Source organism: Kineosporia sp. NBRC 101677, from assembly GCF_030269265.1.
Lineage (GTDB): Bacteria > Actinomycetota > Actinomycetes > Actinomycetales > Kineosporiaceae > Kineosporia > Kineosporia rhizophila.
In genome coordinates, this window is record NZ_BSTA01000009.1 from 255,372 (window position 1) to 275,728 (window position 20,357).

23 protein-coding genes and 1 tRNA gene are annotated in these 20,357 nt (G+C 69.3%); 7 read left to right on the forward strand and 17 right to left on the reverse strand.

Features of this window, described 5'->3' with window-relative positions; all coding sequences use genetic code 11:
* Positions 1-50 precede the first annotated feature (50 nt).
* Complete coding sequence (locus tag QSK18_RS25680) at positions 51-1,622, reverse strand: pectate lyase family protein (protein ID WP_285624214.1); 1,572 nt, start codon at positions 1,620-1,622, stop codon at positions 51-53.
* A gap of 313 nt (positions 1,623-1,935) precedes the next feature.
* Between QSK18_RS25680 and QSK18_RS25685 the strand changes: the two genes are divergently transcribed.
* Entirely contained in the window at positions 1,936-2,988 is a 1,053-nt protein-coding gene (locus tag QSK18_RS25685; RefSeq protein ID WP_285624217.1) for a glycerophosphodiester phosphodiesterase family protein, read from the forward strand.
* Between the two features lie 88 nt (positions 2,989-3,076).
* Positions 3,077-3,910, forward strand: a complete 834-nt coding sequence (locus tag QSK18_RS25690) for a calcium-binding protein (RefSeq protein WP_285624221.1) — start codon at positions 3,077-3,079, stop codon at positions 3,908-3,910.
* A gap of 62 nt (positions 3,911-3,972) precedes the next feature.
* On the opposite strand, the gene QSK18_RS25695 is transcribed toward QSK18_RS25690, so the two are convergent.
* The 3 genes from QSK18_RS25695 to QSK18_RS25705 form a co-directional block, all read right to left on the reverse strand.
* Positions 3,973-4,905 (reverse strand): NADP-dependent oxidoreductase, encoded by a 933-nt coding sequence (locus QSK18_RS25695; protein WP_285624224.1) that lies wholly within the window; start codon positions 4,903-4,905, stop codon positions 3,973-3,975.
* Positions 4,906-5,061: 156 nt separating this feature from the next.
* Positions 5,062-5,538 carry a HEPN domain-containing protein gene (locus tag QSK18_RS25700; protein ID WP_232810113.1) on the reverse strand — a complete coding sequence of 159 codons (477 nt, stop codon included), beginning with the start codon at positions 5,536-5,538 and terminating at the stop codon, positions 5,062-5,064.
* Positions 5,539-5,542: 4 nt separating this feature from the next.
* On the reverse strand, positions 5,543-6,121 hold the full coding sequence (locus QSK18_RS25705) for an ArsR family transcriptional regulator (protein WP_285624229.1): 579 nt from the start codon (positions 6,119-6,121) through the stop codon (positions 5,543-5,545).
* A 282-nt stretch (positions 6,122-6,403) separates the two neighbouring features.
* Here QSK18_RS25705 and QSK18_RS25710 point away from each other — a divergent pair, with 282 nt between their 5' ends.
* The 3 genes from QSK18_RS25710 (at position 6,404) to QSK18_RS25720 (ending at position 9,050) form a co-directional block, all read left to right on the forward strand.
* Positions 6,404-7,579 carry an epoxide hydrolase family protein gene (locus tag QSK18_RS25710; RefSeq protein ID WP_285624232.1) on the forward strand — a complete coding sequence of 392 codons (1,176 nt, stop codon included), beginning with the start codon at positions 6,404-6,406 and terminating at the stop codon, positions 7,577-7,579.
* 76 nt (positions 7,580-7,655) lie between these two features.
* Positions 7,656-8,111 (forward strand): MerR family transcriptional regulator, encoded by a 456-nt coding sequence (locus QSK18_RS25715; protein ID WP_232810110.1) that lies wholly within the window; start codon positions 7,656-7,658, stop codon positions 8,109-8,111.
* A 9-nt stretch (positions 8,112-8,120) separates the two neighbouring features.
* Entirely contained in the window at positions 8,121-9,050 is a 930-nt protein-coding gene (locus QSK18_RS25720) for an NAD-dependent epimerase/dehydratase family protein (RefSeq protein WP_232810109.1), read from the forward strand.
* A gap of 87 nt (positions 9,051-9,137) precedes the next feature.
* Here the strand turns inward: QSK18_RS25720 and QSK18_RS25725 are convergent.
* Together QSK18_RS25725 and QSK18_RS25730 are read right to left on the reverse strand one after the other, a co-directional pair.
* A tRNA-Ala gene (locus tag QSK18_RS25725) sits at positions 9,138-9,213 on the reverse strand.
* 72 nt (positions 9,214-9,285) lie between these two features.
* Positions 9,286-10,245: a Rossmann-fold NAD(P)-binding domain-containing protein gene (locus QSK18_RS25730; RefSeq protein ID WP_232810108.1), complete on the reverse strand. Its 960-nt coding sequence runs from the start codon at positions 10,243-10,245 to the stop codon at positions 9,286-9,288.
* 92 nt (positions 10,246-10,337) lie between these two features.
* On the opposite strand from QSK18_RS25730, the gene QSK18_RS25735 reads away from it, so the two are divergent.
* Complete coding sequence (locus QSK18_RS25735) at positions 10,338-10,910, forward strand: TetR/AcrR family transcriptional regulator (RefSeq protein WP_232810107.1); 573 nt, start codon at positions 10,338-10,340, stop codon at positions 10,908-10,910.
* Here the strand turns inward: QSK18_RS25735 and QSK18_RS25740 are convergent.
* The 4 genes from QSK18_RS25740 to QSK18_RS25755 are packed head-to-tail and all read right to left on the reverse strand — an operon-like array spanning position 10,903 to position 12,767.
* A complete protein-coding gene (locus QSK18_RS25740; RefSeq protein ID WP_285624239.1) occupies positions 10,903-11,517 on the reverse strand; it encodes a histidine phosphatase family protein in 615 nt (204 codons plus the stop codon). The genes QSK18_RS25735 and QSK18_RS25740 overlap by 8 nt on opposite strands.
* The gene (gene rsfS, locus QSK18_RS25745; RefSeq protein ID WP_232810105.1) at positions 11,514-11,900 is read right to left on the reverse strand and encodes a ribosome silencing factor; all 387 of its coding nucleotides are present in this window, start codon (positions 11,898-11,900) and stop codon (positions 11,514-11,516) included. The genes QSK18_RS25740 and rsfS overlap by 4 nt, the downstream gene beginning before the upstream one ends.
* Before the next feature lie 21 nt (positions 11,901-11,921).
* Positions 11,922-12,575, reverse strand: coding sequence for a nicotinate-nucleotide adenylyltransferase (gene nadD / locus QSK18_RS25750; RefSeq protein ID WP_285624244.1), 654 nt, complete (start codon positions 12,573-12,575; stop codon positions 11,922-11,924).
* On the reverse strand, positions 12,576-12,767 hold the full coding sequence (locus tag QSK18_RS25755) for a hypothetical protein (protein ID WP_232810103.1): 192 nt from the start codon (positions 12,765-12,767) through the stop codon (positions 12,576-12,578). It lies immediately after the preceding gene.
* A gap of 124 nt (positions 12,768-12,891) precedes the next feature.
* Between QSK18_RS25755 and QSK18_RS25760 the strand changes: the two genes are divergently transcribed.
* Positions 12,892-13,875, forward strand: coding sequence for a glycosyltransferase family 2 protein (locus QSK18_RS25760; RefSeq protein ID WP_232810102.1), 984 nt, complete (start codon positions 12,892-12,894; stop codon positions 13,873-13,875).
* Between the two features lie 24 nt (positions 13,876-13,899).
* Here the strand turns inward: QSK18_RS25760 and QSK18_RS25765 are convergent, their stop codons facing one another.
* The 7 genes from QSK18_RS25765 to rplU form a co-directional block, all read right to left on the reverse strand.
* Positions 13,900-14,595 carry a class I SAM-dependent methyltransferase gene (locus QSK18_RS25765; RefSeq protein WP_232810101.1) on the reverse strand — a complete coding sequence of 232 codons (696 nt, stop codon included), beginning with the start codon at positions 14,593-14,595 and terminating at the stop codon, positions 13,900-13,902.
* A gap of 37 nt (positions 14,596-14,632) precedes the next feature.
* Positions 14,633-15,937 (reverse strand): glutamate-5-semialdehyde dehydrogenase, encoded by a 1,305-nt coding sequence (locus QSK18_RS25770; RefSeq protein ID WP_285624249.1) that lies wholly within the window; start codon positions 15,935-15,937, stop codon positions 14,633-14,635.
* Positions 15,938-16,046: 109 nt separating this feature from the next.
* Positions 16,047-16,496 (reverse strand): DUF8830 family protein, encoded by a 450-nt coding sequence (locus QSK18_RS25775; RefSeq protein ID WP_232810099.1) that lies wholly within the window; start codon positions 16,494-16,496, stop codon positions 16,047-16,049.
* A 156-nt stretch (positions 16,497-16,652) separates the two neighbouring features.
* The gene (proB, locus tag QSK18_RS25780) at positions 16,653-17,759 is read right to left on the reverse strand and encodes a glutamate 5-kinase (protein ID WP_269809920.1); all 1,107 of its coding nucleotides are present in this window, start codon (positions 17,757-17,759) and stop codon (positions 16,653-16,655) included.
* An 88-nt stretch (positions 17,760-17,847) separates the two neighbouring features.
* Complete coding sequence (obgE, locus tag QSK18_RS25785; protein ID WP_285624254.1) at positions 17,848-19,404, reverse strand: GTPase ObgE; 1,557 nt, start codon at positions 19,402-19,404, stop codon at positions 17,848-17,850.
* A 271-nt stretch (positions 19,405-19,675) separates the two neighbouring features.
* Positions 19,676-19,939 (reverse strand): 50S ribosomal protein L27, encoded by a 264-nt coding sequence (gene rpmA / locus QSK18_RS25790; RefSeq protein ID WP_232810096.1) that lies wholly within the window; start codon positions 19,937-19,939, stop codon positions 19,676-19,678.
* Between the two features lie 32 nt (positions 19,940-19,971).
* Positions 19,972-20,280, reverse strand: a complete 309-nt coding sequence (gene rplU, locus QSK18_RS25795) for a 50S ribosomal protein L21 (RefSeq protein WP_232810095.1) — start codon at positions 20,278-20,280, stop codon at positions 19,972-19,974.
* Positions 20,281-20,357: the final 77 nt, after the last annotated feature.

Consider the following 20,357-nt stretch of genomic DNA (forward strand, 5'->3'; position numbering starts at 1 on the left):
GGACTGCTCCGGACCACCCCTGACCGGCGAGCCGAACCGAGGTGGTGCGACTACTTCGCGTAGGTCTCGAACTCCGCGATCTGCGGGGTGCCCGAGGCCGCCTTGATCACCAGGGTCAGCTTCTTGGTGGAGACGGGGGTGAAGCTGGCCGTGCCGGTCTTGGTGCCGGAGGCGAGGACCTTGTTCTTGTTGGTCTCGTCGACCAGCTGCCAGGAGGTGACCTTGCTCGACGTCTCCTTGATCACCACGGAGCCGACGGTCTTGGTGCCGGCGAACTTGACCGACACGTCGCCGGTGGTGCCGCTGGGCGACCAGTACGTCTTGGTGTCGCCGTCGATCACCTTGCCGAAGCTGGTGCCCGAGGCCTTGCTGCTGCCGTCCGCACCCGCGCCGATGGACAGGTTGGTGCCCGTCGGGGTGCTCGGGTTGCTGGTGGTGGGCGGCGTGGTGGTCACCGGCGGCGTCGTGGTGGCCGGGGTGGTGGTGGCCGGGTTCGACGTGGTGGCGCTCGGGGCCGGGACGGTGGTGCTGCCGTCCGACGTCTTCAGGCCGGTGCCGGCACCGGCCATGCTCTTGACGATCGTCGGGACCGAGGCGGCCGCGTCCAGCTTGGCCGTGTAGGGCACGGTCACGGTGCCGTTGGAGGCCATGCTCGCCCCGGCGTGGATGCCGTCACCGGTCCAGGTCACGTTGTCGAGGACGTTGCCCGCGGCCTGCCAGGTGCCCTTGAGGTCGGTGTAGTAGGTGCCCAGGACGTTCTGCGAGTTCTTGAAGTAGTTGTTCTGGACCAGGGCCTTGCCGCCGTTGCGCGGGTTGATGCCCGAGGAGCCCAGGTTCTCGTAGTAGTTGTTGTAGATGTGCGCGGTGGCCGCACGCAGCAGCGGCGCGCGCGACTCGATGTTCAGGTAGTAGTTGTGGTGGTAGGTCACCGGGCCGTTGCCGGTGTCCGTGTCACTGGAACCGACCAGGCCACCACGGCCCGAGTTCTTCAGCACGCTGTACGAGAGGGTCACGTACTTGGTGCCCGACTTCATGTCGAAAAGGCCGTCGTAGCCCTCGGACTCGCCGCCGGAGGCCTCGAGGGTCAGGTGGTCGGCCCAGACGTTGGTGACGCCCGACTCCATGCCGATCGCGTCACCACCGTTGGAGGTGGCGCCGTTCGACTTCTTCACGTTCTTCACGTGCAGGTTCTGCAGGATGATGTTCTTGGCACCGCGCAGGTGGATACCGATCTGGTCGAACACCGCGCTGCTGCCGACCCCGACCAGGCTGATGTTGCTGACGTCCTTCAGCTCGATCACGCCCGCCGCGGTGCTGCAGCTACCGGATACCTTGGCGGTGTTGCCGATCGTGATGGTGCCCGCGACCTCGATGATGATCGGGGTGTCCACCGCCGCGCGACCGCAAATGGCCTCGTGGATCTGGGTTCCCGTGGTCGCCCGGACGGTCTTGCCGCCCGCGCCACCGGTGGTGCCGCCGTTCTGCGCCGCGAAGCCGTTCGCACCGCTGGGTTCGGCGGCCGTGGCGCCCTGCAGGTTCACCACGGCGGCGGTGGCCACCGCGGCGACCGCAACCGTCGCTGCGCCGCCGATACCCAGAACGCGCTTGCCCCGTCGCTTCATCGATGTCTTCCAATCGTTTCCCGCCGCCCGCCGGTTCGGGCCGCTGTTCCGCCCCCTTAGTCGCACCAGGCGGCCCGAAAGTTGCCTTGTTCCGGAAGTTTTTCGCAGGATCGCCAACAGAGGACGGGGTAGGTCAAGCGAGCGTCAAGGTCAACTTGTTTCTGTCTCACGGCTTTGCGGTCACCTCGGCGCCCACCAGAGCCCGGCCAACATTCACCGCCGTCTCACGCGGGCGCCATTACCGCCGAACTACGGTGATTACGGACTTCCCGGGCAGTCGTGATGAATCATCGACGCATCGGTCGGAGATCTGATGCCCCTGCACTCCCGGACGAGGCAACTCGTCCTCACTGCGGTTCTGACCCTGTGCGGCGCGAGCGTGACCCTTCCCGCCCACGCCGCCACCCCTCGTCCATTGTTTGATCTGCAGGCCCACCGCGGTGGGATCGGCCTGACCACCGAGAGCTCGATCGAGGGTTTCGCCAAGGCTCTCCAGGTGGGGGTGAGCACCCTGGAGCTCGACACCCAGGTCACCAAGGACGAGAAGGTCATGGTGACGCACGACCGGCAGGTCAACGCCACCAAGTGCCGCGACACAGCACCGGTCTCACCTGGTGACCCGCAGTACCCGTACGCGGGTAAATACGTGAAGGACCTCACGCTCGCCCAGCTCAAGACCCTGAACTGCGGCTACCAGCAGTTGCCGGGCTACCCCAGCCAGGAAGTGGCTCAGGGGATGCGGATGATCGAACTCAAAGACGTGTTCGGTCTCGTACGTAAGCACCGCGCCTGGGGCGTGAAGCTGAACATCGAGACCAAGGTGGAAGCCGGGGCGCCGGAGCAGACCGCCCCCAGGAAGGTTTTCGTGCGGCGGGTTTTCGAGGAGATCCGTGCCTCCGGACTGCAGCGTCAGGTAACGGTTCAGTCGTTCGACTGGGGAGCGCTGCGGCTGATGCACCAGCTGGCGCCGCGCTTGTCCCTCGTCGCACTCACCAACTACGACTTCCTGCAGGTGGGTAAGCCGGGTGCCTCTCCCTGGCTGGGTGGGATCGACGCCGACGACTATGACGGCGACTTCGTACGGGCGGCCGACGCCGTCCCCGGTGTGAAGACCCTCTCCCCCGTGTACGGCTTCCCCCGGAACGGCACGATCGCCGACCCCACGTTCCGCTTCTACGTAGACAGCTCCATGGTGCGGCGGGCCCACGCCCGAGGGCTGAAGGTGGTGCCCTGGACTGCCAACGACCTGCCCACCATCGCGGCCCTGATAGACCTGGGGATCGACGGGATCATCACCGACTATCCCGACCGGGTACGGGAGCTGATGGCCGAGCGCGGGCTGCGGCTGCCCAAGCAGTACCGCTGATCCGGCCGTACGGCAGACCAGGGCAGCTTCTTGGCGTAGCGTGCCGATGCTCCATGATGAGTCACATCTTCTGCAGAGGACGCACACCATGGCTCTGTTTACTGCCGTCCGCCGCACGGCCTCTGTGCTGGCGCTCGGCCTCGTCCCGTTCGCCCTGGTCGACACCGCCCATGCCGCTCCACGGGTCGGGGCCACGGTGGCGGAGAAGGACGGCCGGCTGGTCTACACCGCGGCGCCCGGCGTGGTGAACGACGTAGCGGTCTCGGTCCGCTGGAACACCACTCAGGACAAGCTCGTCTACCTGATCGACGATGCCGTCCGGATCAAGGCCGGAGGGCCCTGCATCCATCCGGACGAGGACGACACCACCAAGGTGCGGTGCACACTGACGCCGCCCGACGAGACCGACCAGAAGCCCGTGCTGAACCTGAAGCTGGGCGACCGCAACGACTCCGTCTCGCTGGTCGACCGCACCGGTAAGGGCGAGTTCTTCAACACCGTGGCTCTCGGCCCGGGCGCTGACCGCTACAAGGGCAGCACCACCGAGATCGACCGCAACCTGGTGCTGGGGCACACCGGCAACGACACGATCGAGGCCGGGGCGCAGGCCGCCGTGATGAGCGGCGACGGCAACGACCGGATCACTCTCTCCGGGGCGGACAGTGCTGCCTCGGCCGGCCCGGGTGACGACGAGATCCGGGCCGGGGCCGGGTTCCAGCACCTGATCGGCGGTCCCGGTGACGACCGGATCTGGGGCGGCGCGGGCAACGACCAGATCTTCGGTGAGGACGGGAACGACCGGCTCTGGGGACAGGGCGGGAACGACCTGATCCGCGGGGACAACGGGAACGACCACATCTGGGGCGGCAAGGGCGACGACGTGCTGCGCGGTGGGCCGGGGCGGAACGTGGTGAAGCAGTAGATCGGGCCGGACAGGAAGGCGGCCGGACCAACGATGTCGGTCCGGCCAGCCTGCGGTCCTGATCAGGAGGCCAGGACGATGACCTTGCCGGGGATACGGCCGGCGGCGGCCTCGGCGTGCAGGGCGGGCAGCTCGGCCAGCGGGATCCGGCGGGTGACCTCCACCTTGAGCTCGCCCTTGTCGACCAGGGACACCAGCTCGGTCAGGCGCTCGCGGTTCGGCAGGACGAACACCGTGGCCGCGGTGACGTTGCGGGCCTCGTCCCTGGGGGTGGCCATGAAGGCGGTGGTGCTGACCACCTTGCCGCCGTCGCGGACCAGGGCCACCAGGGCGGCGAACTGCTCCGGGTCGATGGGGGCGAGGTTGAGCAGTACATCGACCTGCCCCTCGACCGCGCTCAGCAGGTCGGTGGCGGTGTAGTCGACGATCTCGTCGGCGCCGGCGGCGCGGACGGCCTCCTCGCTGCGCGGGCTGGCGGTGGCCACCACGTGCACGCCCGCTCGCTTGGCCAGCGCGATGGCGTACTTACCGACCACGCCGCCGGCGCCGTTGATCAGCACGCGCTGCCCGGCCTGCAGGTTGCCGTCGTCGAACAGTGCCTGCCAGGCGGTCAGTGCCACCGACGGCAGACCGGCCGCGTCGGCCAGCGGGATGCTGGTGGGAGCGGTGACCAGGCGGTCGGCCGGGACGATCGTGTACTCGGCCGCGCCGCCGTCCCGCTCCATCGGGAAGAAACCGACGACCTGATCGCCGACCGAGAGGCCGTCCACGCCCTCACCAAGCGCGTCGACCGTGCCCGAGACGTCGTAGCCGGGCACGTGCGGCAGCACCACCGGGATGGGGAGGAAGCCGGCCCGCATGCCGTTGTCGGCCGCATTGAACGCCGAGGCCGCGACTCGGATCCGGACCTCGCCGGCGCCGGGGGTGGGCTGCTCGACGTCCTCGAAGCGCAGAACCTCGGGGCCGCCGACCTCGTGGAAACGCACTGCCTTCATGGCTGAACCTGCTCTCGTGAAATGTTGCCGTCGGGGTGACGTCAACAAACTTCGCAGGTTCGCGAGCAATGATCCTGGGCCAGATCGGCCCACCCAGACGACGGCCTGTCCGCCCGGAACGAGACCCGCTGCTCCGTCCGGTGCGAACCCCCGTGATCACGCTCGCTGAGTCACGAACACTGTCATCTGAGGCAGCACACGCTCCACCGCATCGACGATCGCTGCCGCCGCCGGCAGGTCGGCCTCGACATCTTCGGCATGCAGTCGGTCTTCGGAACCCGCGTAGTCACCGTCATTGCGGCGTCGCTTGATCCGCCGCATAGGACGCATGACCTCTCCGAGCGGCGGCACCAACTGTGCTTGCACTGCCTCAATTACGACCTCATGCCCTCCGGCCCTGGTGGGACGGAGCCCCTGCTGAATCAGGAGGGCCGTAAGCGCCTTACGTGCCGCCGCGTACAGCGCCCCGTAAGCGATCTCCGGATCCAGGTCCGAAACGCTCTGAGCTGTTTGCAGATGAGAGTGCGCCTTGGCCAGTAAGTGCTGGGCCTCGGACTCGTTACCCGGTACGTGCTCAAGGTGACCCCGCCTGAGCAGATCTTCGATGACGTCGCGTCCCTTGTTCCAGCTCACAGTCTCATTCCCCCGAAGAGAGTTTCAGCAGAGGACGCCGTCTCACCTCACTGAGAAACGGGTCGTCCTGGGCAGACCAGCGTTGCCACGAAACGACAGTGGCGTTGACCTCGCGCCACAGGCGCCGGGCGGCTCGCTCAGCCGCGTCGTACACGTCGTCACGATCGACCGGGCCGACGACGAGGACGTCCACGTCGCCTGGCACCGACCCCCATTCCCCCTCGTACCGGGCCGCCCACGATCCAAAAATGTACAGCTCTCCCAGACCGGACAGATCCCCGAACTCCTCCGGCACGACCTGCCGCGGTCCGAAGGTGACCGCGATGAGCTGCCGCAGCGGTTCCGTCGCCGGGTTGGTCTCGTTCGCTGAGACCAGCTGGGCCCGGCCCTGCTTGTCCACGACCAGCAGGCCACCCTCACGCAGGCGACTCACCTCACGGGCAACCGTCGGGAGCGGGGCGGTCAGGTCCCGCGCGAGGTCAGCGATGCTGATTGGCGTGCTGCCGAGCAGTACCCGGGCCAGCAGCTCCCCCTGGAGACGACTGCGCAGGAGCGGCAACAATGGCGAGGCTGAAGCTCTCATATCACGAGAGCTTACTCTCATAAATGGAGAGCCTCCCAGGCTGCTGACTGCTTGCTCAGCCGGACCGGCCGTCTTCCAGGCCCAGACCGCGATCGCGGCGCGATTACGGGCGCCCAGCTCCTCCTGGATGGTGGCCAAGTGGTTCTTGGCCGCACCGGGGCCGCCTGGACCTGGGCCAGGACCTCGCTCACGTCCCACTCATTCTGGCAACGCCTGGCCCAACTTCTGACCGAGGCAACATCAGGAAAGCAGCTGTCCGCATCGGGTTCTAGCGTGCGTCGCATGACAACCAGCCGGCCCGACCTTCGCCCGTTCCGGATCGACATCCCGCAGTCTCAGCTCGACGACCTGGCAACCCGCCTGGCCACCACCAGGTGGCCGCAGGAGCTTCCCGGGGTCGGCTGGAGCCGCGGAGTCCCCACCGGATATCTCCGGGAGGTGGCCGACTACTGGCGCACCGACTACGACTGGCGTGCTCAGGAGGCCGTTCTCAACCAGTACCCGCAACACCTGATCACCATCGACGGGCAGAATCTGCACCATTTGCACGTGCGCTCGCCCGAACCAGACGCCACACCGCTGATTCTGTTGCACGGCTGGCCCGGCTCGGTGGTCGACTTCCTCGACGTGATCGGGCCCCTGTCCGATCCCCGTAGCCACGGCGGCGACCCCGCCGACGCCTTCCATCTGGTGATCCCGTCGCTACCGGGTTTCGGGTTCTCCACACCCCTGGCCGGGCCGGGGATGAACGCAGCCCGGATCGCCGGGATCCTCGCCGCCCTGATGACCCAGCTCGGCTACGACCGGTACGGCGTGCACGGCTACGACATGGGCGCGTGGGTCGCCCCCAAAGTGGGTCAGCAGGACCCGGAGCGTGTCATCGGCATCCACCTCACCGCCATGGTCACCCTGCCGGTCGGGGCCGACGGGGAGATGGACAACCTCAGCGAGGCCGAACAGCAACGTTGGCAGCGGATGCAGAACTCCAACGACGGTTACTTCCAGTGCAACAGCAAACGCCCCCAGACCGTCGGTTACGCCCTGAACGACTCCCCGGCCGGCCAGCTGGCCTGGATCGTGGAGACGTTCAAGGAGCACACCGCTCCCGCAGAGGGGCTGCCGGAGGACAGCATCGACCGTGACCGCTTCCTCACCGACGTGTCGATCTACTGGCTGACCGGCACCGCCTCATCCGCCGCCCAGATCTACTACGAAGAGATCTCCCAGGGCGGGGCCGACTGGGGAGACAGCCAGCAGGACCGGACCCTGAGCCAACTCGGGACCGTGCCCACCGGCGTCCTCGTGTCCGGCAACGACAACGCCATCCGGCCCTGGGCCGAGCGTGACCACAACATCGTGCACTGGACCGAACTCGGCCAAGGCGGTCACTTCCTGGCCATGGAAGCGCCCGGGCTGCTGGTCGACGACATCCAGGTGTTCTTCCGCAAGCTTCGGTAGCGGAGCCCACACGCCGCTGAGGCAGTGACATCGTCGGCCTTGACTTAAAGCGCTTCAAGGGGCGCAGACTCCTGGCATGACGACGCAGGCGCCCGGAGCGGACTTGACCATCGCCCAGATGGCGGCCCGCTCCGGCTTCAGCGAACCGACTCTGCGCTACTACGAGAGGATCGGACTGCTGCGGGAAGTCGCCCGCGACCAGGACAGCGGTCACCGTCGCTACGACGAGGCGACTGCGCAGAGGGTGGAGGCCCTGGCCTGCCTACGGTCGTCAGGCGTGGGCGTGGCGGACATGCGCCGCTACCTGGAACTGCTCGAACGCAGTGACCAGGGGGACGAGGCGGCCCGGCGGGAGCAGCGAGATCTGTTCGCCGCGCACGCACAGCGCGTGGAGGAAGAGATCGCGACGCTGCGCGTCCGCGCCGAGTACCTACGACGCAAGACCGAACTATGGGACGCCCGTGTGCGCGGCGATGTCGACGGGGAGGCACGTGCCGTCGCAGCCGTGGGCGAGGTGATCCAGCGATTCTAGGAGGAACCGATGAACCGGACGATCGTGGTGACCGGAGCCAGTGGCTTCGTCGGCAATCATTCGGTGGTAAGGCTTTTGGACGACGGGGAGACGGTTCGGGCGGTTGTCCGCAACGCCGCAGGCAAAGACTTGGTGCTGCAGGCCGTCGCTCAGGCCGAGGCGAACGCGGCAGGTCTGGAGTTCGTCACGGCGACTCTGGACGATGAAAGTGGCTGGGATTCGGCCCTGGAGGGCGCGGACGGGGTGTTGCACCACGCTTCTCCTTTCCCAGCGGCGGAACCGGACGACCCCGAGCACATCATTCGGCCTGCCCGCGACGGTGCTCTACGGGTGCTGGCTGCCGCGCGACGGCAGAATGTGCGGCGGGTTGTCCTGACCTCGTCGTTCGCTGCGGTGGGGTACTCCCGTCACAGCGGCGAGCCCTACACCGAGGCGGACTGGACTGACGGAGAAGACACGTCGCTTCCCGCGTACATCCGCTCCAAGGCCCTGGCCGAACGTGCGGCGTGGAAGTTCGCGGCCGACGGGGGTCCGGAACTGGTGGTGGTCAACCCGACCGGCATCTTCGGGCCGGCCCTCTCCCCGAAGCTGTCCGTCTCGGTGGAGATGGTGGCTGCGCTGCGCTCGGGCCAATCCCTGTCCGGTCCCGGCCGCCCCTTCACGATCGTTGACGTACGGGACGTCGTTGAGCTGCACCTTCGCGCTCTGGATGCCCCCGAAGCAGTGGGACGACGCTTCATCGCCTCTTCGGGGCGTCCGGTGACGGTGGAGTGGATGGCGCGTGTTCTGGCCGAAGGGCCGGGGGTGGCAGCGCCGGCCACGGACACCCCGCCGATCTCGGCCGAGGCGGCCCGGAACATCCTGGGCTGGGGGCCGCGGGATCCCGCATCCACCATTCTCGACACTGCCGACAGCCTGCCGGGCCTGCTGCCCGCCTGACCTACCACCAATGAAAACGGCCGGGCCGACAGTGTCGGCCCGGCCAGTGGCTCTGACCCCCGTCAGGAGGTTCGAACAAGCCACCTTTGGTGGAGCTGAGGGGATTCGAACCCCTGACCCCCTCCATGCCATGGAGGTGCGCTACCAGCTGCGCTACAGCCCCGCCACGCGACGAGCCCGCTTGCGCGGCCTCTTGTTCGGCGTCATGGAACTTTACCGCAGGACACGGGGGCAACTACAAATCGAAAACTTCGGGAGCGTCGGCGGCGGCCCCAGAGAGCGTGACGAGCGCACCACCGGCAGGCGCCCCGGCGGCGAGAACGTCCTCCAGCGAAACCATTTCGTCCATGGTCACGATCCCGGGCCGAGTTCCGGCGATCCGGGTGGCCGCCAGGGCGGTGAGCACGCCGGTGGCTACGGACTGCCCCACACCAGCAGCAGCCAGGCGCTCGCCGGTGCGCCGATTGATGCAGATCACATGCCAATCGCTGGAACCGATGTGCGGTGAGCGGGCGAGCAGACCCTTCAAACGGGGCAGGCGGGCCACGACGCCGAGGGCACCTGCCGCCAGGGGAGAGCTCAGGGTCAGGTAGCTGCGGATTGGGCGCCCGAGAAGCCAATGGTCGGGAAAGTCGGCCCGGAGGTAACGGCGGGTACGCCCGTCTGGCCCAACGCCGGAAAGGCCTGAGGTCAGGTTGCGCACGGTGCCACCCTCAGCGGGCTTGTACAGGTCAGCCCCGATCAGGCCGGCGGTCCAGGCCACGGCGGCGGGGCCATGCGCTTCACCGCTGCCCAGCATGACCAGCACGTCGATCTCGTCGGAGGGGGCAGCCTTGAGCGCCTGCACCAGCACCGTGCTCAGCCCCGGGATCAGCCCCGCGCCCAGCAGCACGTTCGTCCCGCTCTCGCGTAACTGCTCCAGATACGCAGCAGTGGCCGAGATCTCGACCAGGGGTGTCTCCCCCACCGACGGGCCGATGCGAGCGTCCTCAATGCCCGATGCATTGACCACCACATCGACACTGGCCGCCGCCCGCTCCAAGGCGCGCCACCCGTCCATTGTTGGTAGTTCGATCCGGACCCCGCCGGGAACCGCCGTGCGCCCGGCCGGGATCACTACGTGCCCGTCGGCGAGCAGTTCGGCCGCAATCACTCGCCCGACTGCTCCGCGCGCACCCAGCAGCAACGTCTTCATGAGCTAACTCCAAACGCTTGGTTGGGTTTAGCAGCGTAGGCAGGTCTCGCCGATATCTGCAACCATCCGGTTGGAGTTGTACGGTGGTGGTCGTGGCATGGGACACCGAGGCGACCAGGAAGAAGCTTTTGGACGCGGGTGCGCGCCAGTTCGCGGCCCACGGGTTCGCGGGGGCCCGGATGGACGCGATCGGCCGGGACGCCGGCGTGAACAAGGAACGCGTCTACAAGTACTTCGGCGACAAGCAGCAGTTCTTCGCCGCAGTGCTGGCGCATGAACTGTCGGGCTTGCTGGCGGACATCGACATGACGCCGAGCAGTCCGGGGGCAGTCGGCCGCTTCACCGGTGAGCTCTTCGACCGTTGCAACAGAAGGCCCGAGTTACCCCGGCTGCTGGCCTGGGAGAGCCTGGAGGTGGGGCAGGCGGTGGCGCTTGAGCGACGGCGGCCGATCTGTGCGGGGCAGGTGGACTGCTTCCGCGCAGCAGTGCCGGGGCTGGATCAGGCGGCGGCCGAACACCTGCTGCTGACGGCCGTCACGCTGGTGACCGCCTGCTGGTCGCTGGGCGCGGTGGCGGAGTCGGTGCTGGGCGCCGGGCTGGATCTACCTACCCGGCGCCAGGCCGTGGTCAGTCAGATGGAACTCCTGACCAAGGCCCTCAGCTGACGTTGTAGCGGCTCAGCCGCCAGCCCCGCTCAGAGTTCTGCAGCTCGGCCCAGTGCGCGTTGCGCAGGCCCTCCAGCGCGTACCAGGGCCAGTCGGGCGTACCCAGCAGCGTGAAGATGGCTCCCCGCAGGGCGCCGCCGTGCGACACACACACCAGCGTGCCGCCGGTCATCGCCTTCTCGGCCTCGACGATCGCGGCGGCGCAGCGCTCGGCCGCCTCCGACCGGGTCTCGCCGTCGTTGCCCAGCCGCACGTCGGCGTCGCCGCGGCGCCAGGCCGCGTAGTCGTCCGGCCAGACCTTCGTGATCTCGTCGCGGGTCAGGCCCTCCCAGGCGCCCGCGGAGACCTCGCGCAGCCGCGGCTCCAGCCCGACCTCGACGTGCAGCCGGGTGGCCAGGGCACGGGCGGTCTGGGCGGCCCGGGCCAGGTCGGAGGAGAGGATCTTCACCTCGGTGCCGACCAGCTGCTGGTAGAGCGCCTCGGCGGTGCGCTGGGCCTGGCCCACACCCACGTCGTCGAGCGGGATGTCGGTCTGCCCCTGGAAGCGCGCGGTGGCGTTCCAGGTGGTGCGACCGTGCCGGATCAGGATCACCCGGTCGGCGGTCACTCCTGGCCGCTCTGCGGCTGGTTGACCTCGGCCGGGAGCTCCAGGACCGGGCAGTCCTTCCAGAGCCGCTCGAGGGAGTAGTACTCGCGCTCGTCCTCGTGCTGCACGTGCACCACGATGTCGCCGAAGTCGAGGAGCACCCAGCGGCCCTCCTGCTGACCCTCCCGGCGGATCGGCTTGGCGCCCGCCTTGAGCAGCTCCTCCTCCACCCCGTCGACGACCGACCGGACCTGGCGCTCGTTGTTCGCCGAGGCCACCAGGAAGGTGTCGGTGATCACCAGGTGGTCACTGACGTCGATGGCGACGATGTCGGTGGCGAGCTTCTCGGCGGCCGCGCGGGCAGCACGGGTGGCGAGGTCGATGGCATGGTCTGACGCGGTCACACCCCCAACCATCTCACGCCTTCAGAGGGCTTCCGGACGCTCCGGACGGTAGAGGCCGTGCTTGGCGATGTACTGGACCACGCCGTCGGGCACGAGGTACCAGACCGGTTCCCCGTCGGCGACCCGGTCGCGGCAGTCGGTGGAGGAGATCGCCAGGGCCGGCACCTCGAGCAGGCTGATCCGGTCGGCGGGCAGGCCGGAGCCGTCCAGCCGGTGCCCCGGGCGGGTGACCCCGATGAAGTAGGCCAGCTGGAACAGCTCGTCCGGGTTCTTCCAGGACAGGATCGCGGTGAGCGCGTCGGCACCGGTGATGAAGTACAGGTCCGCGTCCGGGTACAGCTCGGACAGGTCGCGCAGCGTGTCCTTGGTGTAGGTGGGCCCGCCGCGGTCGATGTCCACGCGGCTGACCGTGAACCGCGGGTTGGCCGCGGTGGCGATCACCGTCATCAGATAACGGTGCTCGGCCGGGCTGACCCGCCGGTCGTCGACCTTCTGCCAGGGCTCGCCGGTGGGCACGAACAGCACCTCGTCGAGACCGAACCGGCTGCCCACCTCCGAGGCCGCCACCAGGTGGCCGTGATGGACCGGGTCGAAGGTGCCGCCCATCACCCCGATGCGCCGCCGGGGCCGGTCCGGGGCCGGCCCGGCGAGCTCACCGGTGGAGGAGGCGTTCACTCAGTGCTTGCTGGCAACGTTGCGGAACGCGTACGTCAGCAGGAAGAGCACGAAGAAGATCACGGCCGCGATGAGCGGGTAGACCCACGCGTCGAGCGGCAGTTCGTGGTGCTCCTCGGCGGCCTCGGTGGCAGCGGCGACCAGAGCGGCGGGCACGATCATCGTGGAGAACCTCTCATCGAACGGGTGCACCGGGTGATCGTCCCGGGCGGACCTACTCTGCCATGCCGGGTTGCCACCCGCGCGAGCGGCCCGCCCACTGCCCGGTTCGCCGCCCGGCCGGGGCCACCTGGTCGGGCCACTACGCTGACTGGTGATGAGACCCGGAGCCGGCACCGATCGCGACCACGCCCTGCCCCCGCAGCTGAGCGTGGTCGTGCCGATGTTCGACGAAGAGGCCGTGATCGGCATGTTCGTCGACCGGCTGCGGCCGGTCCTCGACGACCTGGGCCAGTCCTACGAGGTCGTGGTGGTCGACGACGGCAGCCGTGACACCACCCCGGCGCTGCTGGAGAAGGCGCGCCGCGACTGGCCGCAGCTGCGGGTGATCCGGCTGCGGGCCAACGCCGGGCACCAGGCGGCGCTGTCGGCCGGGTTGATGCGGGCCCGGGGCAACTGGGTCGCCACCATCGACGCCGACCTGCAGGACCCGCCGGAGACGATCGCGGAGATGCTCACGGCGGCCCGGGAACAGTCCGCCGACGTGGTCTACGGCGTGCGCAACGACCGCACCACCGACTCGGCGTTCAAACGGCTCACGGCCGACGGCTACTACCGGATGATCCGGCGGCTGGTCGGCCATCACGTGCCTGCCGACGCGGGCGACTTCCGCCTGATGTCACGGGCCACGGTCGACGCGGTGAACCGGCTGCCGGCCCAGAACCGGGTGCTACGGCTGGTCGTGCCCGCGCTCGGATTCCCCAGTGCACAGGTCGGTTACCGGCGGGAGGAGCGGGCCGCGGGCACCACGAAGTACCCGCTGTCGCGGATGATCCGGCTCACGGTGGACAGCCTGACCGGTTTCTCGGTCGCCCCGCTGCGCCTGGCCACCTACTTCGGTCTGGGCGGCGCCCTGGTCACCGCGGTGCTGTTCGCAGTGGCGATCGTCGCCTTCCTGACCGACCACACACTGCCCGGCTGGACCTCGACGTTCGTGGTGGTCGCGGGGGTCGGCGCGGTGCAACTGCTGTGCCTGGGGCTGCTCGGTGAGTACGTCGGCCGGCTCTACACGCAGTTGCAGGGGCGGCCGACGTACCACATCGCGTACGACTCGTTCGAGTGGGACCCGGAAGAGAATTGAGGACGTCGGTGACGGCCCGCGTTCCTACGCGGGCTTTTTCGCGTGGACCAGCAGGGTGACACCCGGCAGCGACTTCACCGGCAGATAGCGCTCCAGCGTGATCACCGCGCGCAGGGCGTTGTTCAGCAGCGCGGGCGGGTTGTCCAGGTCGCTACCGGTGGAACTGCGGCGGCGCAGCTGCACCAGCGGGCGCATCAGCACGTTCCAGCTGATCATCGGTTCCAGCTCGAAACCCGCACCCTGCAAGAGGTCTCCGAGCGTCTGCCGGGTGTAGCGGCGCACGTGGCCGACCGCGTCGTCGTGTGCCGACCAGAGCTTCGGGTCGCACGGGACCGCCACCAGGAACGTCCCTCCCGGCTTGAGCGCGTCGAACACCCCGGTGGCGGCGGCCTTGTCGTCCTCCAGATGCTCGAGCACGTCGAAGGCGACCACCAGGTCGAGACTGGCCGGCTCCAGCGGGAGCCGGGTGGCATCGCCGCGTAGCACCGGAATGCCCCGGGCGGCGCAGACTTCGGCGCCGGTGGGGCCGTACTCCAGGGCTGCCGCCTGCCAGCCGAGCGACTGCAGCACCCGGGTGTTGCCACCACCCGCGGCGCCCACGTCGAGCGCGCGCCCCGGCTTCAGATCGGCGACGGCCTGGGCCAGCAGGTGCCGGCGCTCGCGGTACCACCAGTGCCGCTCCTCAAGCTCGGTGAGCTTGCGGACCTCGGTCGCCTCCATGCGTTGGGTACTCCCGGTTTTCGTCGAAGGGGGATGATCAGGGACGGGTGTGGCCGTCGCCGTTGACGATCCACTTGGTGGACGTCAGCTCGGCCAGGCCCATCGGCCCACGGGCATGGAGCTTCTGGGTGGAGATGCCGACCTCGGCGCCGAGCCCGAACTGGCCGCCGTCGGTGAACGCGGTGGAGGCGTTGACCGCCACCACGGCGGAGTCGACCTCGGCGGTGAACCGCTCGGCCGAGCGCAGGTCGGAGGTCAGGATCGCCTCGGTGTGACCGCTGGAGTAGGTGCGGATGTGCTCGATCGCCCCGGTCAGGTCGTCGACCACGCCGACCGCGATCTCGGCGGCGAGGTACTCGGTGTACCAGTCGTCTTCGGTGGCCGGCTCGGCCTTCACCCCGGCTGCCTCGGCGGCGGCCAGAGCGCGCGCGTCGGCGTGGATGCGCACCCCCTGCTCGGCCAGCGCGGTGAGCGCGGCGGGCAGGAAGGTGTCGGCGGCGGACGCGTGCACCAGCAGCGTCTCGGCCGCGTTGCAGACGCTGGTGCGCCGCAGCTTGGCGTTCAGCGTGACCTCGAGGGCCATCGCCTGGTCGGCGCTCGCGTCGACGAAGACGTGGCAGTTGCCGGTGCCGGTCTCGATCACCGGCACGGTCGAGTTCTCCACCACGGTCCTGATCAGCCCGGCCCCGCCGCGCGGGACCAGCAGGTCGACCAGGCCCCGGGCGCGCATCAGGTGCTGCACGCCCTCACGGCCCCACGGGTCGATGGTGGCCACCGCGTCGGCCGGCAGACCGACACTCTGCAGGGCCTGGCGGATCAGGTCGACCAGCACCGTGTTGGTGGACTCGGCGGCCGAGCCACCGCGCAGCACCGCCGCATTACCGCTCTTCAGGGCCAGGCTGGCCGCGTCGATCGTGACGTTCGGCCGGGCCTCGTAGACCATCCCGATGACGCCCATCGGCACCCGCACCTGACGCAGGCGCAGACCGTTGGGCAGCGTGGAACCGCGCACCACCTCGCCCACCGGGTCGGGCAGGCCGACGATCTCGCGCACCGCACCGGCGATCGCCTCGATCCGCGGCGGGTCGAGCCGGAGCCGGTCGGCCAGGTTGGCGGCCAGACCGGTGCGCTCGCCGCGCTCCAGGTCTTCTGCGTTCGCGGCGACGATGCGCGGGGTCTCGGCCACCAGGGCCTCGGCGAGGGCGCCGAGCGCCGCGTCCTTCACCTCACGCGGGGCGGTGGCCAGAGCCCGGGCGGCCTGCTTGGCCCGGCCCGCCACCTCGTGCACGGCATCGCGGACGTCTGTCGCGGAAGCACTGGGCGACTCGACTTCGGTACTCACCGGGCCACTCTAATGGGATCACCCGCCGGTTAACCCAAATAAACCGACGTACCCGACCGCCGGACGGGTGTCCGGGCCGCCCCGATCGTCCACAGTTCTCAGGGTTCTCTCAGTCGTCAAAAGGGACGATCTCTCCCAAGGCATACACCCGCTGGTGTCCGTCCCGGTCCCACTGCTGCTGGGCCGAGGCCAGGTCGACCACCTCGAGGCCACTCACCCGCCAGCCGGGAAGCTCCTCGAAGACCTCCTCGTCGCCCCACAGCGAGAGGGCCTGACGGGTGGCCTGGGCCGCGTCGTCGCACTCGTCCCAGTAGCGCACCTGGGCCCGCGTGCGGTCGTAGCGGATGCTGACCACGAACGCCCGCTCGACGCTGAGCCGCTCGAGCGCGGCCCGGACCTCGGGCAGGACGAGGGCGCCCCCGCCGACCGTGACCGTGACGAACCACAGTTCGCGCGCAGCAGCAGGATCTTCGGCGCGGGCGATGTACGGCTGCTGCTCGAGGGCTGCGCGCCGCACGCACGACGTGGAGGGGACGTCGTGACGTGATCCGATTGACACCCCTCTAGTTGAGCAGATGGCGACGCGAACGTCTCGGGAATCGGCCACGAACCGCTGAATTCGTAGGATCAGCACAGCCGCGCAATCTTGATGCGTGGTGTGGCGGGATAGTCACGGGGCAGGTGATCTGCCCGTTTTCTGTGCGTCCGATCCCGCTCAGCGACCGCGCAGCAGGACGATGTCGTCGCGGTGCACGATCTCCCGCGAGTAGTCCGGCCCGAGCTCCTCGGCCAGCTCACGGGTGGAACGCCCCAGCAGGGCGGGCAGTTCACCCGAGTCGAAGTTCACCAGCCCCCGGGCCACCGCGGCGCCGGCCGGATTCACCAGGTCCACCGCCTCCCCCGCGGCGAACCGGCCCTCGACCTTGACCACCCCGGCGGGCAGCAGCGACATCCGGCGCTGCACCACGGCGGCGACCGCCCCCTCGTCCAGCACCAGGCGCCCGCCCGCCTTGGCCGCGTGACGCAGCCAGAGCAGGCGGCTGGCGGTACGTCCGCCGCGGGCCTCGAACCAGGTGCCCACGTCTTTGCCGGCCAGGCCGTCGGCGGCATTCGCGGCCGAGGTGAGCAGGGTGGGGATGCCTGCGACGGTGGCGATCCGGGCCGCGTCGACCTTCGTCACCATGCCGCCGGTGCCGACATTGCTGCCCACCGAGCCGATCTCCACCCCTTCGAGATCGGCCGGGCCGCTCACCAGGTCGATCCGGCGGGCGCCGGGACGGCTCGGCGGGCCGTCGTAGAGCGCGTCGACGTCGGACAGCAGCACCAGGGCGTCGGCCCGGACCAGGTGCGCCACCAGGGCGGCCAGCCGGTCGTTGTCGCCGAACCGGATCTCGTCGGTGGCCACCGTGTCGTTCTCGTTCACCACCGGCAGCACCCCCAGCCCGAGCAGCCGGGTGAGGGTGCGCCGGGCGTTGGCGTAGTGCGTGCGCCGGATCACGTCGTCGGCGGTCAGCAGGACCTGCCCGACGGTGATCTCCCGCCGGGCGAAGGCCGCCGTGTAGTGCGCCATCAGCAGGCCCTGCCCGACGCTGGCCGCGGCCTGCTGGGTGGCCAGGTCCTTCGGGCGCCGGGCGAGGGTGAGCGGGGCCAGGCCGGCGGCGATCGCGCCGGAGGAGACCAGGACGATCTCCTGACCGGCCCGCCGGTGCTCGGCCAGCGCCGCGACCAGCTGCTCGATCCGCTCCGCGGCGATCGGGCCGCCGGCCGCCGAGGTCAGGGACGAGGAACCGACCTTGACCACGATCCGCTGGGCGGCCACCAGCCGCTGACGACCCGACTCCTGAGCATCCACGGTGCTAGTCCTACCAACCCCGGCCCGGCCCCGGTCAAAGCGGTTTCACGCCTCGGACTCAGTCCCGCCCGTCCTCCAGCACCCCGGCGGGCGCCTCGTCCGGCTCTTCGGACCGGGCCGGATCGGTCCAGTGACCGGCCTGGCGCTCATGAGCCAGCTCGTCCCGGGCCTCCGTCTTGGCGTTCATCGAGTCCACGTACTTCTCGCGCCGCATGGCACGGGTCGGACGGGCGTCGGACTCCAGCCGGACGTCGGAACCACGCGGCGCCGCCGGGCCGGTGGCGGCCGCGATCAGCGTGGGCTCCCAGTCGAAGATCACACCGTCGTCGCCACCGATCACCACCGTGGCGCCGGCCACCGCACCGGCCTTCGCCAGCGCGTCCTCGACCCCGAGCCGGGCCAGCCGGTCGGCCAGGTAGCCGACCGCCTCGTCGTTGGCGAAGTCGGTCTGGCGCACCCAACGCTCGGGCTTGACCCCGCGCACCCGGTAGAACGGGCCGTCCGCGCTGTTCTCGCGGCGCACGTCGAAGGCGTCCTTCTCGGTCACCGGGACCGGCCGGACGACCACCCGCGGGGCCTCGACCGGACCGGCGTCGGCGCGGGCCTGGGCCACCAGGTCGGCCATCGCGAAGGTGAGCTGACGCAGCCCCTCGTGGGCGATGGTGGAGACGACGAACACCTTCAGGCCGCGGGCCTCCAGGTCGGGCTTGACCATCTCGGCCAGCTCACGAGCCTCGGGCACGTCGACCTTGTTCAGCACGACCAGGCGCGGCCGCTCCTTCAGCGGCTTGGTGCCCGGCTCGACCGGGTAGGCGTCCAGCTCGGCCTCGATCACGTCGAGGTCGCTGAGCGGGTCGCGGCCGGGTTCCAGGGTGGCGCAGTCGAGCACCTGCACCAGGGCGGCGCAGCGCTCCACGTGACGCAGGAACTCCAGGCCCAGGCCCTTGCCCTCGCTCGCGCCGGGGATCAGCCCGGGCACGTCGGCCACGGTGAACCTCACGTCGCCGGCCTCGACCACGCCCAGGTTCGGGACCAGGGTGGTGAACGGGTAGTCGGCGATCTTCGGGCGGGCCGCCGAGACGGCCGCGATCAGGCTGGACTTGCCCGCGCTGGGGAAGCCGATCAGGCCGATGTCGGCGACCGTCTTCAGCTCCAGCGTGACGTCACCGGCCCAGCCGGGCTCACCGAGCAGCGCGAAGCCGGGCGCCTTGCGGCGGGCCGAGGCCAGCGCCGCGTTGCCCAGGCCGCCGCGGCCGCCCTCGGCGACCACGTAGCTGGCCCCGTTGCCGACCAGGTCGGCGATCAGGTTGCCGTCGGCGTCCTTGACCATCGTGCCGTCCGGCACCCCGAGGATCATGTCCTCGCCGTTGGCGCCGTTACGGTGGTCGCCCTCGCCGGGCTTGCCGTTGGTGGCCTTGCGGTGCGGGGAACGGTGGTAGTCGAGCAGCGTGGTGGTCTGCGGATCGACCACCAGGGTCACGTCACCGCCCTTGCCGCCGTTGCCGCCGTCCGGCCCGCCCAGGGGCTTGAACTTCTCCCGGTGCACGGAAGCACACCCGTGCCCGCCGTTACCTGCCGCAACGTGCAGCGTGACCCGGTCTACGAAGGTCACCATGCCGGCCTCTGCTCTCTTCGGTGGTACCCCGCCCGTAGTGATGGATCAGTTCGTGGGTACCAGCGCGAACTGACTGCCGCTGCAAGGCCGAATTGAGGATGCCGGTGTTCTCTTCAGGGACTTCCTCGGCCCCGAGCATGCTTCCTGATCCGTGCAACGTTGTCGTACTACCCGTGAGTCGGGTGCAACCAGGACATGATGCGTACCTGGACACGCAAGAGGGCGAGCCGGTCACCCGGCCCGCCCTCGTGCGGAAAGCTCGAAGCGGTGCTTACTCGGCGCCGACCGGGCTGACGATGCTGATGATGCGACGGCCACGACGCTGGCCGAACTCCACCGCACCCGGGGTCAGCGCGAACAGCGTGTCGTCCTTGCCGCGGCCGACGTTCTCGCCCGGGTGGAAGTGGGTGCCGCGCTGACGCACGATGATCTCGCCCGACTTGACCAGCTGACCACCGAACCGCTTGACACCCAGACGCTGAGCGTTGGAGTCGCGGCCGTTACGGGAGGAGCTGGCGCCCTTCTTGTGTGCCATGTGATTCTTCCTGCCTTCTGCTCAGCCGTGGACTACTTGGAGATACCGGTGATCTTGATCTTGGTCAGCGGCTGGCGGTGGCCCTGGCGCTTCTTGTAACCGGTCTTGTTCTTGAACTTCTGGATGACGATCTTCGGGCCCTTGGCGGCCTCGACGATCTCGGCGGCGACGCTCACCTTGGCGAGGGCGTCGGCGGCGCTGGTCACGTCGGTGCCGTCGACCAGCAGCAGCGGGACGAGCTTCACGGCGTCGCCGGGCGCGCCCTCGACCTTGTCAACAGTGAGGACGTCGCCGACGGACACCTTCTCCTGGCGGCCACCAGCGCGGACGATCGCGTACACGTGAAATCACTCTCCGGTCAGTTCAACGGGGGTGCGGTTCTCTCCCCGACACCCCGGAAGGGTGAGGGCTCAACGCA

Excerpts from the sequence above, each read along its gene's own strand:
- obgE (WP_285624254.1), bottom strand. The coding sequence starts at position 19,404 with ATGGTGACCTTCGTAGACCGGGTCACGCTGCACGTTGCGGCAGGTAAC.
- QSK18_RS25695 (WP_285624224.1), bottom strand. The coding sequence starts at position 4,905 with ATGAAGGCAGTGCGTTTCCACGAGGTCGGCGGCCCCGAGGTTCTGCGC.
- QSK18_RS25715 (WP_232810110.1), top strand. The coding sequence starts at position 7,656 with ATGACGACGCAGGCGCCCGGAGCGGACTTGACCATCGCCCAGATGGCG.
- QSK18_RS25690 (WP_285624221.1), top strand. The coding sequence starts at position 3,077 with ATGGCTCTGTTTACTGCCGTCCGCCGCACGGCCTCTGTGCTGGCGCTC.
- QSK18_RS25710 (WP_285624232.1), top strand. The coding sequence starts at position 6,404 with ATGACAACCAGCCGGCCCGACCTTCGCCCGTTCCGGATCGACATCCCG.
- QSK18_RS25680 (WP_285624214.1), bottom strand. The coding sequence starts at position 1,622 with ATGAAGCGACGGGGCAAGCGCGTTCTGGGTATCGGCGGCGCAGCGACG.
- QSK18_RS25760 (WP_232810102.1), top strand. The coding sequence starts at position 12,892 with ATGAGACCCGGAGCCGGCACCGATCGCGACCACGCCCTGCCCCCGCAG.
- QSK18_RS25685 (WP_285624217.1), top strand. The coding sequence starts at position 1,936 with ATGCCCCTGCACTCCCGGACGAGGCAACTCGTCCTCACTGCGGTTCTG.
- rpmA (WP_232810096.1), bottom strand. The coding sequence starts at position 19,939 with ATGGCACACAAGAAGGGCGCCAGCTCCTCCCGTAACGGCCGCGACTCC.
- QSK18_RS25765 (WP_232810101.1), bottom strand. The coding sequence starts at position 14,595 with ATGGAGGCGACCGAGGTCCGCAAGCTCACCGAGCTTGAGGAGCGGCAC.
- QSK18_RS25705 (WP_285624229.1), bottom strand. The coding sequence starts at position 6,121 with ATGAGAGCTTCAGCCTCGCCATTGTTGCCGCTCCTGCGCAGTCGTCTC.
- QSK18_RS25730 (WP_232810108.1), bottom strand. The coding sequence starts at position 10,245 with ATGAAGACGTTGCTGCTGGGTGCGCGCGGAGCAGTCGGGCGAGTGATT.
- QSK18_RS25720 (WP_232810109.1), top strand. The coding sequence starts at position 8,121 with ATGAACCGGACGATCGTGGTGACCGGAGCCAGTGGCTTCGTCGGCAAT.